The 15,541-nt window shown below is 31.6% G+C and carries 13 protein-coding genes; 2 read left to right on the top strand and 11 right to left on the bottom strand.

Annotated features, from left to right (window positions below; genetic code table 11):
- Positions 1–15: 15 nt before the first annotated feature.
- On the bottom strand, positions 16–1,257 hold the full coding sequence (locus ACWJJT_RS00305) for a M16 family metallopeptidase (protein ID WP_462955598.1): 1,242 nt from the start codon (positions 1,255–1,257) through the stop codon (positions 16–18).
- A 168-nt stretch (positions 1,258–1,425) separates the two neighbouring features.
- Between ACWJJT_RS00305 and ACWJJT_RS00300 the strand changes: the two genes are divergently transcribed.
- On the top strand, positions 1,426–1,893 hold the full coding sequence (locus ACWJJT_RS00300) for a GtrA family protein (protein WP_462955597.1): 468 nt from the start codon (positions 1,426–1,428) through the stop codon (positions 1,891–1,893).
- A gap of 46 nt (positions 1,894–1,939) precedes the next feature.
- On the opposite strand, the gene ACWJJT_RS00295 is transcribed toward ACWJJT_RS00300, so the two are convergent.
- The 6 genes from ACWJJT_RS00295 to ACWJJT_RS00270 all read right to left on the bottom strand — a co-directional run bounded on the left by ACWJJT_RS00295 (position 1,940) and on the right by ACWJJT_RS00270 (position 10,061).
- Positions 1,940–4,864, bottom strand: a complete 2,925-nt coding sequence (locus ACWJJT_RS00295) for a DNA topoisomerase IV subunit A (RefSeq protein ID WP_462955596.1) — start codon at positions 4,862–4,864, stop codon at positions 1,940–1,942.
- A 79-nt stretch (positions 4,865–4,943) separates the two neighbouring features.
- Positions 4,944–6,899, bottom strand: a complete 1,956-nt coding sequence (locus tag ACWJJT_RS00290; RefSeq protein WP_462955595.1) for a DNA gyrase/topoisomerase IV subunit B — start codon at positions 6,897–6,899, stop codon at positions 4,944–4,946.
- 227 nt (positions 6,900–7,126) lie between these two features.
- Positions 7,127–7,516: a hypothetical protein gene (locus ACWJJT_RS00285; RefSeq protein WP_462955594.1), complete on the bottom strand. Its 390-nt coding sequence runs from the start codon at positions 7,514–7,516 to the stop codon at positions 7,127–7,129.
- Between the two features lie 140 nt (positions 7,517–7,656).
- Entirely contained in the window at positions 7,657–8,241 is a 585-nt protein-coding gene (locus ACWJJT_RS00280; protein WP_462955593.1) for a GDSL-type esterase/lipase family protein, read from the bottom strand.
- Between the two features lie 105 nt (positions 8,242–8,346).
- The gene (rlmD, locus tag ACWJJT_RS00275) at positions 8,347–9,705 is read right to left on the bottom strand and encodes a 23S rRNA (uracil(1939)-C(5))-methyltransferase RlmD (RefSeq protein WP_462955592.1); all 1,359 of its coding nucleotides are present in this window, start codon (positions 9,703–9,705) and stop codon (positions 8,347–8,349) included.
- Positions 9,706–9,722: 17 nt separating this feature from the next.
- The gene (locus tag ACWJJT_RS00270; protein ID WP_220285945.1) at positions 9,723–10,061 is read right to left on the bottom strand and encodes an RDD family protein; all 339 of its coding nucleotides are present in this window, start codon (positions 10,059–10,061) and stop codon (positions 9,723–9,725) included.
- Positions 10,062–10,353: 292 nt separating this feature from the next.
- Between ACWJJT_RS00270 and ACWJJT_RS00265 the strand changes: the two genes are divergently transcribed.
- Entirely contained in the window at positions 10,354–11,106 is a 753-nt protein-coding gene (locus tag ACWJJT_RS00265) for a TSUP family transporter (protein WP_216303986.1), read from the top strand.
- Positions 11,107–11,158: 52 nt separating this feature from the next.
- Here ACWJJT_RS00265 and purD read toward each other — a convergent pair whose 3' ends face one another.
- The 4 genes from purD to purM are packed head-to-tail and all read right to left on the bottom strand — an operon-like array spanning position 11,159 to position 15,532.
- On the bottom strand, positions 11,159–12,409 hold the full coding sequence (purD, locus tag ACWJJT_RS00260; RefSeq protein WP_462955591.1) for a phosphoribosylamine--glycine ligase: 1,251 nt from the start codon (positions 12,407–12,409) through the stop codon (positions 11,159–11,161).
- Between the two features lie 11 nt (positions 12,410–12,420).
- Positions 12,421–13,923 (bottom strand): bifunctional phosphoribosylaminoimidazolecarboxamide formyltransferase/IMP cyclohydrolase, encoded by a 1,503-nt coding sequence (purH, locus tag ACWJJT_RS00255; RefSeq protein WP_462955590.1) that lies wholly within the window; start codon positions 13,921–13,923, stop codon positions 12,421–12,423.
- A 2-nt stretch (positions 13,924–13,925) separates the two neighbouring features.
- Positions 13,926–14,546 carry a phosphoribosylglycinamide formyltransferase gene (gene purN, locus ACWJJT_RS00250; RefSeq protein WP_462955589.1) on the bottom strand — a complete coding sequence of 207 codons (621 nt, stop codon included), beginning with the start codon at positions 14,544–14,546 and terminating at the stop codon, positions 13,926–13,928.
- Positions 14,534–15,532, bottom strand: a complete 999-nt coding sequence (gene purM / locus ACWJJT_RS00245) for a phosphoribosylformylglycinamidine cyclo-ligase (RefSeq protein ID WP_462955588.1) — start codon at positions 15,530–15,532, stop codon at positions 14,534–14,536. Before purM ends, purN begins: the two co-directional genes overlap by 13 nt.
- Positions 15,533–15,541 lie beyond the last annotated feature (9 nt).

The following is a 15,541-nucleotide window of genomic DNA, read 5'->3' as shown; positions in this document are numbered from 1 at the left end:
TTTCCCACTTTCTTTCTAAAATGTCGTTAAAACCTGTATAGTAGCATTCACTAAAACTTTGTTAATTACTCTCATTATTTCTTCATCCACAATGTTTCTCATCCCATCAAATTCCGAGAAAAGTTGTGAACTGTCCCCATACATAATTTCATATACACATAAATTTACGCTAGTTTGAATAGATTTTTCAAGGGCTATCATTCTTCTCAGTTTGTAACTTTTGCATAGTTTTAAAATACACTGCTTATCAAAAAAATTCCTAAGATCTTTAGCTTTATTAATTTCATCATTAATAATTCCTATGGTCTTTTTAACATTTTCAAATGAAGTTCCAAGGGTTATTGTGAAAAGTTTTATTCCTGTTTCATTTTTTATTTTGCTACTTATATCATATACAAGCCCTCTTTTAGTTCTAATTTCATCATACAAAATACTGCTTGTACCTTCTCCAAAAACTAAGCTAAATAGCTTTAAAGCACTAATTTCTCTTAGGTTTAGATCATGTATTGGAAAACAATACTGGATTTTTGCACCTTGCAAGTCATCTCTATATTGAAAATAGGTGCCTGGCTTATTAATTTCATATAGACACCCTTTTTCTCTTTCCAAATGGTCATTCTCACTAGATAATTTAGGATTTAAATTACCCAAATACTTCTCCACAATCTCTGAAACCTTGTCAAGGCTCATGGAAGATATTACACTTACTACGCAATTATCCGAGGTGTAATGCTTCTTATAAAAATCTTTGATTTGCTTAATGGTTATATCACGGATGCTTCCCTCTGTGCCTATAATCAAATTCTTTATTCTTCGCTTTTCAAATCCATTATAGAGCATGGAATCTTCGCAAAACTGGTACGAATCATCTTTCCATTCTTTTAGTTCAGCGCTGATCACTTCTATTTCTTCTTTGAAACCATGCACTTTGAACGAAGGATTCAAAAGAATATCAGAGTAAACTTCAAACCCCTTTTCAAAATCTTCATCTAATGTGGTTCCGTAATATACTGCATAGGGATAATTAGTCATCGCATTACAAAACCCAAAGGTTTCATCACATAATTTATTTATTTCATATTCCGTTCGAGAAGCCGTCCCCTTAAAAAGCATATGCTCTACCACGTGAGCAATTCCTAACTGTTCGCTTTTCTCTTGATTTGCACCTGCATTAAATCCTATTGTAAATGAAGTTAAATTATTTTCCGCTTTCTTGTACAATAACTTTATTCCATTTTCAAATATTATTTTTTCCATACAATCACCTTCATTTTTGTTTTATTTGTTTTATTTGTTTTGAAATATTTTTCTTTTATTTTGTTTTTTTTTGTTGTACACTAGTGTGTATGAGTGCATCATAATATTCTTTTCATAAAAGGGTGGTGACTATTTTCTTAAACATATTTTATTTAAGAATAAAGTTCTATGAATGATAAAAATAAAACACTACAGTCCTTATCTCAATTTATTAACTATTCTTTAGTTGGTGCTACTAACATTATAATAGAAATCATAATACTAAATATTCTTTCATTTACCACAGGCATAACTCATGGGAAAATGTTATTTGTTTTTAACATAATTTCATTTTCAGTTTATTCAATTTCTAGTTATAAATTGAACAAGAAGTTCACCTTTAAAGAAACTCCCCCCCCAAAAGGTTACCTTCGATATGCATTTGTACTATTTTTTAGTATGATTTTAAATAGCTTTATGTTAGTCCTATTAACAAGTAGGAATCCTTTAATTCCTATTCTGCATCACCATAAAAATATAGTCCGCTTAAACCACTTGTGGTTTAACATATGTATCCTAATAGATTCTACAATTATAGGCCTACTTGGTTTTTTAATTAACAAGTTTTTTGTTTTTAATAAAAAGAAGACATGCTAAAATTAAGTTTTATTTAACTTTTATTGCATGTCTTTTTTATATTTTTTCAGATACCTAAGATAACCTCCTCTACATAATCGTCTATGAGAGCACTGGTTAAATTTTTACCTCTACCTGCTCTATTTTGAACATTTATATCCTCAAGTCTTATAATCTTTTTTTCCCCTTTAAATGAATTAACTGTTAAACTTAAATTCTCGTCAAGCGTCACAACTATTTCATTACAGCCATCTACCTTTTCCGTTACTGAATTTACCAAATCTACAAATATAACTTCATCATCATCTTTTAAGCTTATGCCCGTTACCCCAGATGCAACTTTCCCCATAAAACTAATGTTATTTACGTTAAATCTTATACACATTGCCTTTTTTGTCACCATTAACACATCTTTATCTACATTATCTGAGTTAATTTTTACAAAGATTAATTTATCTTCTTCTGTTTTAAGTTTGCACACCAAAGTAGAGAAGAACTCCCCATCTAATTCACAAATCTTAGTTCTTTTTGTAAATCCTTTCTTTGTAAAAAGATATATACTTCTTTCTTCGTTGAAATCATCAACAGACATAATCCCTATTATTTTATCATCAATATTAAAATTATCCAGCAAAGTATTAATACATATGCCTTTCTTATTAAGATTCTGAACCATATAACTCGGTAGTTTATGTACTAATCCTTTTTGAGTAAATATAAGTAATGTAGCCGATGATTTGGTATAAGTACTTAATTGAGTATTAGTTTTTTTACTAGATATTTTTATTGAACCTTTTGCATTTATACTAAAATTAAATTCTTTATAATCATAACCCTCTGTAAATTCTAATTTTATCACAACGTCTCCTTGCGTTAAATTAAATAACTGAGTGCCCAATATATTTCTAGGAACATCTCCAAGTATAGGTTCTTCTACAGTAAATTCCAGGCCTTCTTTAGTTACTATCTTTATAAACCTTTCCTGTCTTTCCACAGGGATTAACTTAACTTCAAGAAGCTTTTCATTTTCTCTTAGTTTTAAAGCTGATAATTTAGTATAACTCGTAACGAATTTATCTAACCCTGTTTTCTTTATGTTTCCTTTGTTAGTAAAGAACATAAATTCCTTATTTGCTGATAAGTTTTCCAATAAAAAACAAGAAACCATTTTTTCTTTTGTTAAATCTATCCCGCGAATAAGAGTATCAATTCTTTCGCCCTTTTCCTTCCACTTATATTCCGGCACTAAATCTCCTCTTAGTTGATACATATTGCCTAGATCAGTAAAGATAATTAATGTATCTTTAGTATTGGTCTGTAGTAAATATGTATTAAAATCTCCCTCTCTATACTCTATATCTTCTATATTAATATTTGATCTATTATAGGATTTCATAGGCACTCGCTTTATATAACCCTCGTTAGATAAAGTTATCATAACATCCTCTACTACTAGTATATCTTCTACTTCTATTTTAGCCTGGCTATCATCCTCAATAATTTCCGTTCTTCTCGGATCATTATATTTTTCTTTAATTTCTGAGATTTCTGCTTTTATTACTTTAAGAAGTTCATTCTCATTTTCAAGAATTTTTTTATACCCCTTAATTAGTATTTCTAATTTTTTATATTCCTTTAAAAATATCTTTATTTCAAGTCCTGTGAGCTTATATAACATCAGTTCAAGTATTGCTTCGGTTTGAATCGCAGTAAAATTAAACTTAACTATCAGGTTCTGTCCAGCATCTTTTTTAGATTTTGAGCTTCTAATTGTTGCAATTATTTCATCCATTACATCTACAGCCTTAATAAATCCTTCTACAATATGGAATCTACTTTCTGCAACTTCTAGTTCTCTTTGGGTTCTTTTAGTAACAACATCCTTTTGGTGATTTAAGTAATGCATTAATATGGTTTTAAGCCCCATAGTTTGGGGTTTACCATTGGCTAAAGCCACCATGTTAAAAGATATATTGCACTGAAGTTCTGTTTTCATCATTAAATATTTAAGTACTTTGGTGGCAGTTTCCTTATTTGTTGACTTTTTAAATTCAATTACTGATCTAAGTCCGCTTCTATCAGATTCATCTCTAATGTCTACAATAGACTCTAAAGATTTTAAATGCTTTTTATCTGCTGTCATATCAGATATAGATTGAAGTAATTTCGCCTTGTTTTTTCTATATGGAAACTCCGTAATAACTATGCCAAGTCGTCCACTTTCTAAAGCTTCAATTTTCATTTTGGAACGTAACGTTACCTTACCTTCCCCAGTCTCGTAAGCAGATTCCATAGCATTTTTGCCAATTATTACTCCTCCTGTTGGTAAGTCAGGTCCTTTAATATACTGCATAAGCTCTTTTGTTGTAATCTCTTTATTATCCGCATAAGCCAGTAACCCATCAATTACCTCTCCTAAATTGTGAGGTGGTATATTTGTTGCTATTCCTACCGCTATACCAAAAGTTCCATTTACTAATAGATTCGGATATCTTGATGGCAGTACCGATGGTTCCTTCTCTGTATCAGAATAATTATCTACCATATCCACAACGCCTTTATCAATATCTCTTATCATCTCAAGAGCAATAGGAGAAAGTCTTGCCTCTGTATAACGCATTGCAGCTGCATTATCCCCATCTTGACTTCCCCAATTTCCATGACCATCTATCAATGGTTTTCTTGTGGCAAAAGATTGCGCTAGTATTACCATGGCACCATAAACAGAGCTATCTCCATGCGGGTGGTATTTACCAAGAATATCTCCAACTATTCTTGCTGATTTATAATAAGGCTTATCTGGAAATGCCTTTAGCATATATGCTCCATAAAGAATCCTCCTATGCACTGGTTTTAAACCATCGCGTACATCTGGCAGTGCTCTTTCTCTTGCAACTTCCACGGCATATGGTAGATAGTTATCTGGCATAGCTTCTTCAATTGGAATCATTACTATATTATTATCTTTAGGTACATCAATTTTTTTTGCCATTTAGCAAATCCCCCCATTAATCATCACCTACGGTGCTGTTCGTCACACAATGTGATGCTAACGACTTTCAAAAGCGTCGTTAGAACTCAGCATATTTATACATATAATTTTTTCTAGGTGCAACAACATCGCCCATTAGAAGTGAAACCATCTTCTCAGCCTTTGCTGCATCCTCTATAGTAACCTGTTGAAGCGTCCTTGTAGCTGGGTTTAGTGTAGTTTCCCAAAGTTGATCTGGATTCATTTCTCCAAGCCCCTTATATCTTTGGATAAAAGCCCCTTTCCCAATTTCTTTTTTCGTCTCAGCTAATTGCTCATCACTATATGCATACTTAGCCACTTCACCATTTTTCGTATTCCTATAAACCTTATAAAGTGGAGGCATTCCCATATAAAGATGACCTTTTGCAATTAGTGGCCTCATATACCTATAAATAAACGTCATCCATAATGTTCTAATATGATAGCCATCAACATCTGCATCACTTAAAATAATTATTTTATCATATTTTAAATCTTTTTCATGGTAATTATCTAAAACTCCTGTTCCAATGGCAGTATTAAATATTTTTAACTCTTCGCTAGCTAGTACATTTTCTAGCTTTTGCTTTTCTGTATTCATAATTTTACCTTTTGATGGCATTATAGATTGAAACCTTCTATCTCTAGCTTGCTTAGCACTTCCACCAGCTGAATCTCCTTCAACTACTATAAATTCTGTAACATTTGAATCTTTTATTGTACATACTGCAATCTTCCCTGCAAGAGGAGCTGCTCCCTTACCTACTTTTTTTCTTTCCGCTTCATTAATCTTTTTTATTTTATCCCGTCTAGATGCGGCAGAAAGTGCATTATTTATTATGTTAGTAGCCATATCTTTATTGTCTTCTATCCATTCTAAAATTTTAACATAACACAATTCATTCATCATGCTGTATGCCTCATTATTTCCTAGCTTGCTTTTAGTTTGACCTTCAAAGATTGGGTTACTTATTTTAATTCTAACTATTGCTGTCATGCCTTCTCTTAAATCGTCACCTTCAAATTCCTTATCTTTCTCTTTTAAAAGATTAAGCTTTTTAGCTCCTTCTTTAAAAGCCCTTGTCATCCCTGTTTTAAATCCAGTTTCATGAGTTCCAGATTCTGTAGTTGGTATGTTATTGACATAGCTCGCAATGTATTCTGTAGTAGAATCGGTAAATTGAATACATATTTCTCCATATAATTGCATCCCATTTATCTCCTTTTCACCTTGAAAGAATATAGGGTCCTTGTGAAGAAGCGTTTTGCTTTCATTTAAATAATCAATAAAATCTAGAAGGCCCCTGTCAGAGTAATATTCCTTCATGACGTTTCCGTCTTTTCTCTTATCTTTAAACACTAATGTAATTCCTTTATTTTGGAACGCCAATTCTTGTAATCTTTCATCAATAAAATCATAACTGAATTCCAAAGTAGTGAATATATTTTTATCCGGCATAAAAGTAATCTTACTGCCTGTTTTTTTTGTTTCTCCTATGATTTCAAGCTTACCCACCGGTGTACCTGGCATAAGTCTTTTTAACTCAGCATCATAAGCATATTCAAATCTTTGAGTGAAAATTTTCCCCTTTTGCTTTATTTCAACTAGTAACCATTCTGATAATGCATTTACAACTGCTGCTCCAACACCATGAAGTCCACCAGAAGTTTTATAATTTTTATTATTAAACTTTCCGCCAGTATGAAGCTCAGTAAATACCATTTCTACACCAGATTTATTTTTTATAGGATGTATTCCTGTTGGAATACCCCTACCATTATCAATAATAGTGACACTTTTATCTTTATTTAATATAATTTCAGCTCTATCGCCGTAGCCATTAGCTATCTCATCTATAGAATTATCCAAAATCTCCCATATACAATGATGTAGACCTTTGCTCCCTGTAGACCCTATGTACATACCAGGTCTTATTCTCACAGGCTCAAGTTTTTCTAGAGAAGTTAAGTCTGTTACATCATATGTTTGAATTTCTTCTTTATCAAAACTCATAAAAATCCTCCAATAAAATTTTATCATACATTTGTTATTTTATATGTTTATTAGCAAAAGGTAAAGGGATTTATATAAAAAATCAGAACATTAGTTTCTGTTTTCAGAGAGGTTTTTATTCTTTTATATGATTTCTACCCAATTTTATATAAAAATATTGACCTGCAGAATAAGATTTTTCTACTGGCCAATACTGTAATTCGCTCTAATTTTAGTCACCAATATGGTCAATCTATTTTTTTATTAGTTGGTGGCAATAATGCCGCAGCTAATCTTATTAAATATTTTACGCTTTCATCATCTACATTACTATGAAAATCCAATAAATTAGTGCCTTCTTTTACAATTTTAAGAGCTTCTTCTTCTTTAAGGGTATTTTTGCTGTTTCTATAGTTAGTTTCTACATATTGCACTGCTTTTGAAACAATTCTAATAATTTTCTTAGCATTTTCAGGTGTAGATTCTTCTGGTGTTAAAGAATCAAGTATTATATAAGCAAGACCAAAATAGTCATCCTTAATATTTACACCTTTTTCTTTTAACAAATAAGCTAAATACCCAAGTCCCATTACTAAAAGTACTATTAATACATATTGTGTAATTATCTCTACCATCATGTACCCTCCTTATTTGAGTTTATACTACTTTAATATGCCATTCAAATAAAAAAGGGTACATGTTTTAATTGAATTACAGATATAATTGTGCTCATATTAAATATATTATTTTGCAATCTAATTATTTATAGTGATAGTTTTTATTTTTCTCTCTTTAATTGGTAAAATTTTTTATATATTGTTTCAGCCATTTCTTTATGAATTTCTTTTGATACATGTATTCCATCAGCTAAAAAATATTCTTCTATATTTATGGTCTTTGGTATAATATTTCCTAAATCTATAGATATAATACTTTTTTCATTCCCATACTTAATTAATAAATTCCGCAGCTCAACTAACTGCTTATTAACCTTTGTATAATCCATATCCTCAAACATTAATTTTATTAAAATATCTTTTTTAACCGGTAATGGTATTAGTATTATCGGAACTATATTATTTGTTTCAGACATTTCTACCATGCTTTTTATATTATTAAAAATAGTATCAATACCTACTTCTGAAAATATATCATTTGTTCCTCCCATAATTAAAACCCTTGATGGATTGTAATTAACAACATCTTTTCTGAACCTTTCTTTCATTTCGTACGTTGTGTCTCCCGGTATCCCTTTATTAATAATTTTTTCTTTTATTCTTTTAGCTATAAGGCTAACCCAATTTTCCGATTTATTAACTCCATAGCCAAAGGTTAAACTATCTCCAATACATACTATACTCACTTAATTCTCTCCTCGTTATATCTGGCTTCTCCCCTGAAAAAAACAAAAAAAATAGAACTAAGGAAATTCACTCCATAGTTCTATCTTAGCCTTTGATATATATGGCTACACAACTTTTACTATATCAACAATAGTCTCTATATGAGGAGTGTGTGGGAACATATCCATTAGTATTACCTTTTGCACCTTATATCCTCTGTTGATCATTTCCTTAAGATCAACTACTAGACTTTTAGGGTTACAAGAAACATAAACTATGTGCCTGGCATCAAATTTTATTACATAATCTAATGCTGTAGGATGTACTCCAGCTCTTGGAGGGTCTAGAATAATGCTATCTGGTTTATCTTTTACCTCTTTAATAACCTTCGCTATGTCCCCTGCTATAAACTCACAATTGTCTAATTTGTTAATTTTTGCATTTTCATTTGCAGCAGCAACTGCTTCTTCTATTAATTCAATTCCCAAAACTTTTTTTGCTTTAGCTGCAACAATTTGTCCTATAGTTCCCGTTCCACAATATAAATCAAAAACTACCTTTGATTCTGATTCGCCTAAAAAATCTCTAACCATGCTATAAAGCTTTTCCGCTCCTTTTGTATTTGTTTGAAAAAAAGCAAAAGGATTAATTTTGAACTTAAGATCTAATAATTCTTCCATAATATATTCTCTTCCATATAATGTTTCAGTTTTATCTGCTTGAACTATATCTGATAATGAGTCATTAAATGTATGTATTATTCCTGTAATGACTCCCTCACATTTTAAGTCCTTAAGCATATTAGTTATTTCACTAAAATCAAAATCTACTTGAGATGTAGTTACTATGTTTACTAATATTTCACCAGTATTTTGGGCCTTTCGAATAACTAAGTTTCTTAAATATCCCTCGCGCTCCATTACATTATAGTGTGTAAATTTTAACTCTTTAAAATAATTTAATACTAATTTCAGAATTTCTCTAAAATCCACATCTACTATTCTACAATCATCAACAGTAACTATACTAAAGCTTCTTCCTTTGGTATGCATTCCTAGAGTTAATTCTTCACCCTTTCGAAAGTCACCAAATGTAAATTCCATCTTATTTCTATATTCGAACTGTTCAGGACTCTTTTCTATACCTAGAAACTCAAAATCTTTTATTTCTGCTTGTTCAAACAACTTTAATACCTGTTGCTTTTTAAATTCTAATTGTTTTTCATAAGAAAGAAATTGATGGCTACATCCTCCACATAAATCTGTAATCTTGCAAAGAGGCTCAATTTTGTAGTCTACATCTTCAAGTATTTTTACAAGCTTTGCTTCTACTACATCGTGTTTCTTTTTTGCTACTTTAGCAATTACCTTTTGCCCTGGCAATGTATTTTTTATCAAAACTTTTTCACCTTCGTAAAATGCTATGCCCTGTGCTGGAAATTCTAAGTTTTCTATATAAAATTCATATTCTTTTCTTTTTTGCATATTGTTTTCTCAAACTCCTATCTTTTTGTAATAATTAGTCCAGATACTTTGTTACCAAATGTAGCAGACGTTTTTCCACTTTCCATAATGCTCATGTATAGTACCATAACAACCATAAAGATTATAAATGACATTTGGAACTTTTGAGCTACAGCATATCCTGCTAATTTAATCACCGCATCTATCACAAATACTCCTACTGTTGATATTGCCCCTATAACTATCAAATCTATAAGGCTAGCTGTAAAAGCATCTACAAAAGTAGGTTTAATAGCTTTGACCTCATTTGAATTTCCACATCTAATACCCTGTTTGTTACTATCCGCTTCAATTGTTTTTTCATTTTGTTCTACCATTTTAAATCCTCCCCATATAATATTATTTTCATAAAGTTTATTTTGTTAATTTCACATTAGAGAAATATTTATAATTTTTTAATCCCATCTATATATAATACGTATATATTACATATAAATCAATAGGCTATTAAGGAGTATTCAATAAATTACAAATTAGTATGCTAGTCTATTTTGATTATTACTTGACTTAAATCATCACTGTATTCCTTTACAACATCTTAGAAATCATATATATTAATAGTAGGACTTTGTATTCACTCTTAAATAATAAAAATTAGGTAGGTGCCATATGATTACTAAAATTATTCTTCTATGCATAGCTGGTTTTTTAGCATCCTTTGTAGATTCCATAGCAGGTGGTGGTGGTTTAATAAGCGTCCCAGCCTTTATGCTTGCAGGTCTGCCTCCTCACATGGTGCTTGGCACTAACAAATTCAGTGCCACTGCTGGTTCTTTTACTAGTTCTCTCGGATTTATAAAATCAGGCAAGGCTGATTTTAAACTTCTAAAATATCTTATTCCCTTTACATTCATAGGTGCAATGTTAGGTGTTAGAACAGTACTAAATATAGACCAGAAATTTCTAAATGGATTGGTATTAATTCTCATCTTATTTATCGGAATTTATACTCTTTTTTCTAAATCTTTAGGACTTGAAGATAAATTTCAAGGGCTTACTAAAAAAAATGTTATATACGGTATAATCCTTGCTCTCTCTCTAGGTTTTTATGATGGTTTTTTCGGTCCTGGAACTGGTTCCTTTTTAGTATTTGGATTTATAAGTATCTTCGGGTTTAACTTTGTAGTATCTTCCGCTAATGCCCGCATTTTAAACTTTATAAGCAATATTACAGCCCTAATTTTGTTTGCCATAAGTGGTAAAATAAATTACATGATAGGAGTACCTGTTGCAATATCTATGATTTTAGGGGCTAAAGTGGGTACAAGCGTTGCGTTAAATAAGGGTTCAAAACTTATAAAACCTATATTTGTAACCATGTCTTTAGCTGTTGCCGTGAAAATGCTTATAAGCATTTTTTAATAGGCTTACATAATGAAAAGGTAGATGATTTATAAATCATCTACCTTTTTTGTTATTTTAATATCCCAATATCCATTCTATAGTGCATTCCATCAAACTGAATTTTCTTCATATCATCATAAGCTATTTCCCTTGCTTTTTTAAGTGTTTGACCAAGACCTGTTATTCCCAAAACCCTACCACCAGCTGTCCTCATGATACCATCTTCATGCGTTGCACCTGCTAGAAATAGCTTGCCTTCTAATTTACTACGCTCACTTATTTCAAATCCTGTATTATAAATACCAGGGTAACCTTTTGATGCAGCAATTAGGCAGCAAGAATATCCTTCATTCCATTCTAAATTAAAGTTTTTAAGTTCACCATCTATAGCACTAATCACAAGCTCTGTAAAATCACTTTTCATAAGCGGAAGGACCGCTTGCGTCTCAGGATCTCCAAACCTTACATTATATTCAAGCAAATATACACCCTTTTTTGTTATCATTATACCAAAAAATATTATGCCCGTATAATCCATTTTTTCCTCTTGAATTCCTTTAAGAGTAGGCTTTAATATATTTTCATAAAATTCATCTAATACCTCTTTATTACAATATGGATTTGGTGCTATAGCTCCCATACCTCCTGTATTAGGTCCATTATCATCGTCAAATATTTGTTTATGATCTTTTGAAGATACAAAAGGAATTATAACTTTTCCATCTGTTATGGAGAGTATCGACGATTCTACGCCTTCTAAAAACTCTTCAATTATAATTTTCTTTCCGCTACCTTTAAATATATCTAACACCATAAAATCATTTATGCTTTTCTCAGCCTCAGTAAAGTCATTACATATAATAACTCCTTTACCTGCTGCCAGGCCATCTGCTTTAATTACTATAGGATATTCACAGTTTTTCAAATACCCTATAGCTTCATTCTCATTTTCAAAAACTTCATATACAGCTGTTTTTATACCATATTTTTTCATAAATTCTTTAGAATAAGCTTTACTTCCTTCAAGCCTTGCCGCTTTTTCACTAGGTCCTAATATCTTAAGTCCTTTTTGTTTAAACTTATCTACTATACCTTGTACAAGCCATTCCTCTGATCCAACTATTGTGATATCTATCTTATTTTTTATAGCGAATGCTAAAAGCTCATCTATTTGCCTAATATTAATGTTCTCACACTTATTTTCTCTACATGTGCCACCATTACCAGGAGCACAATACACCTTCTCGACAATGGAGTTCTCTGCAACCTTTGATACTAATGCATGCTCGCGTCCTCCAGAACCAATAACTAATACCTTCATAAATCAGCCTCCTAATGTTTGAAATGTCGAGTGCCCGTAAACACCATGGAAATTCCATTTTCATTACATGCATCTATTGATTTTTGATCATTTATAGATCCACCTGGTTGTATAATTGCTTTTATGCTGTATTTTGCAGCTAGCTCCACAACATCTCCAAATGGGAAATATGCATCTGATGCCATTATTGTAGCATCTACTGCCCTTTCTAATGATTGCTCTGCTGCCCATATTCTATTTACCTGACCTGCACCAATCCCCTTAGTCACCCCATCTTTAACCACTACAATAGCATTTGATTTAACATACTTAACTACTTTCATGGCAAATATCAAATCTTTCATTTCATCATTTGTTGGGCTCTTCTTTGTAACTACTTTTATATCATCTATTAATTTATCATCTGAACTTTGTACCAATATTCCACCATCCACGTTAACAATATTTTTTGTGCCAACTGCTTTACTTAAACATTTTATGACTCTTAAATTTTTCTTACCTTTTAAAACTAGTAATGCTTCCTCATCAAACTCTGGTGCAATAATAACCTCTAAAAATATTTTTATAAGTTCTTTTGCAGTTTCTTTATCTATCTTTTTGTTAAAAGCAACAATGCCCCCAAAAATAGACATTGGATCACATTCATATGCCTTTTTATATGTATCAAGTACGCTGCTACCAGTAGCTACGCCGCAAGGGGTATTGTGTTTTAACGCGCAACAAGCAATTTCATCAAATTCGCATACTACCTTCCAAGCAATATCCATGTCCTTTATATTGTTATAAGATAATTCCTTGCCATTTAATTGCTTAAAATCCTTCATTGCTCCATTTCCCGATGTACTAACGTAATAAGCTGCACTTTGATGAGGATTTTCACCATATCTTAAATCCATTTGCTTTTTATAAGAAACCGCCAAATAATCTGGATATGAATCCTCACCCAGTAAGAAATTACTTATTGCTGCATCGTAAGCTGATATTAAATTGAACACTTTACCCGCTAGATGTTTTCTAGTTTTGAAATCCACTTCTTCTTTAGCATCCATTTTCTTTATAATATTTTGATAATCTGTTGTGTCACTTAGTACAATAACATCCTTAAAGTTTTTAGCAGCTGCCCTTAGCATAGTTGGTCCACCGATATCAATAAATTCAACTTTCTCTTGAAAATTTATCTCTTCGCATACTTTATCAAAGAAAGGATAAAGATTAACTACTACCATATCAATAGGTTTTATTCCTTTAGCTTTTATAGTTGCCATATGTTCTTCATTATCTCTCACTGCTAGTATTCCACTATGAATAACTGGATGTAATGTTTTAACTCTCCCACCTAATATCTCTTCAAATCCTGTAACATCAGATATTTCCGAAACTTTTATGCCATTTTCTTTTAAGTACTTAAAAGTTCCACCTGTAGATATAATCTCTACTCCATTTTTTTGAAGGGATGTAGCAAGTTCTAAAATATTCTCTTTATCAAAAACACTTATAAGTGCTGTTTTAATCATTATTACTCCACCTTTCCAATAGCTAATACTTTTCTTCCTTTAATTTCTATTTCTTTCTCACTTATTAATTTAATAGCTTCTGGTAGTGCTTTATGTTCCTCATTTAGAACCCTTAGCTTCAAATCATTTGCCGTGTCGCCGCTGTAAACCTCTACAACTTTTTGAATTATAATTGGACCTGAGTCTGTACCAGCATCTACAAAGTGGACTGTACATCCTGAAACTTTAACACCGTATTCTATAGCTTTTTCATGAACTTTCATACCGTACATTCCCTCCCCACAAAAAGATGGAATGAGCGCTGGGTGAATATTAATAATTTTATTTTTAAATACGCAAAGAAGTTCCCCTTGAAGTATAGATAAAAACCCAGCGAGCACTATTAGATCTACTTTTCCGTCGACAATTCTTAATATTTCATCTGAAACCCCAGTACCTAACTGTTTTCTATCTAATATATATGTCTTTATATTTTTAGATTTTGATCTTTCTATGCCATATGCATCTTTTTTATCACTAATTACTGCTTCTATAGAGCAGTTTAAGTATCCACTTTCTATATTATCTATTATTGCTTGAAGATTGCTTCCGCTCCCTGATATCAGTACAGCTATTTTAAGCAAACTCCTGCACCCCCAGCTTCAACGTGCCCAATTTTATATGCTCTATCCCCTAAATCATTAATTGTCTTTATAATCTTTAAAGTATCCTTATCTTCAACACATAATACATATCCTATTCCCATATTATATGTATTAAACATATGTTCCTGCGTTACCCCGAGAGACATAAGATGCCTAAAAATATCTGGAGTATTAAAACTATTTTTATCTACCACTGCTGTGAATTTTTCACTAAACATTCTAGGTATGTTTTCATAAAAACCACCACCTGTTATATGTGCCATTCCCTTTATATCAAATTTTTCTAAAAGACTTAATATAGTTTTCACATAAATTTTTGTTGGAGTCAAAAGTGTCTTTCCAATCTTTTCCCCCTTAAAATCAATATCTAAATCTGGTATTAATTTTCTAACTAATGAATACCCATTGCTATGAAGACCTGTTGACTCAATACCTATAAGTGAATACCCATCTTTGATTGCAGAGCCGTCAATAATTTTGTGTTTATCCACTATGCCAACAGTAAATCCCGCCATATCATATTCCCCATCTCTATAGAACCCTGGCATTTCCGCAGTTTCACCACCTATAAGTGCACATCCTGATTGAATACATCCATCAGATACACCTTTTACCAGTTGTGATGATACTTTAGAATCTAATTTACCACAAGCTATATAGTCTAAAAAGAAAAGTGGTTTTGCACCATGGCAAAGGACATCATTTACACACATAGCAACACAATCAATTCCTACAGTGTCATATTTATTCATTCTAAATGCAATATCAAGTTTTGTACCTACTCCATCAGTGCCTGAAACTAAAATAGGATTTTTATAACCCTCGCCTATTTCAAACATACCAGCAAAACTCCCTAAATGATTTAAAACACCTTTTGTAAATGTGGCTGCCGCATATTCTTTTATAAGCTTTACTGATTTGTATCCCTCTTCGATATTAACACCTGCATCTTTATAAGTTATCATGAATATCGC

This window comes from Clostridium sp. CM041, from assembly GCF_055081035.1.
This window is presented reverse-complemented; position numbering and strand designations above follow the sequence as displayed.

Excerpts from the sequence above, each read along its gene's own strand:
- ACWJJT_RS00305 (WP_462955598.1), bottom strand. The coding sequence starts at position 1,257 with ATGGAAAAAATAATATTTGAAAATGGAATAAAGTTATTGTACAAGAAA.
- rlmD (WP_462955592.1), bottom strand. The coding sequence starts at position 9,705 with ATGCAAAAAAGAAAAGAATATGAATTTTATATAGAAAACTTAGAATTT.
- purM (WP_462955588.1), bottom strand. The coding sequence starts at position 15,532 with ATGATAACTTATAAAGATGCAGGTGTTAATATCGAAGAGGGATACAAA.
- purH (WP_462955590.1), bottom strand. The coding sequence starts at position 13,923 with ATGATTAAAACAGCACTTATAAGTGTTTTTGATAAAGAGAATATTTTA.
- purD (WP_462955591.1), bottom strand. The coding sequence starts at position 12,409 with ATGAAGGTATTAGTTATTGGTTCTGGAGGACGCGAGCATGCATTAGTA.
- ACWJJT_RS00265 (WP_216303986.1), top strand. The coding sequence starts at position 10,354 with ATGATTACTAAAATTATTCTTCTATGCATAGCTGGTTTTTTAGCATCC.
- ACWJJT_RS00300 (WP_462955597.1), top strand. The coding sequence starts at position 1,426 with ATGAATGATAAAAATAAAACACTACAGTCCTTATCTCAATTTATTAAC.
- ACWJJT_RS00270 (WP_220285945.1), bottom strand. The coding sequence starts at position 10,061 with ATGGTAGAACAAAATGAAAAAACAATTGAAGCGGATAGTAACAAACAG.
- ACWJJT_RS00285 (WP_462955594.1), bottom strand. The coding sequence starts at position 7,516 with ATGATGGTAGAGATAATTACACAATATGTATTAATAGTACTTTTAGTA.
- ACWJJT_RS00290 (WP_462955595.1), bottom strand. The coding sequence starts at position 6,899 with ATGAGTTTTGATAAAGAAGAAATTCAAACATATGATGTAACAGACTTA.
- ACWJJT_RS00295 (WP_462955596.1), bottom strand. The coding sequence starts at position 4,864 with ATGGCAAAAAAAATTGATGTACCTAAAGATAATAATATAGTAATGATT.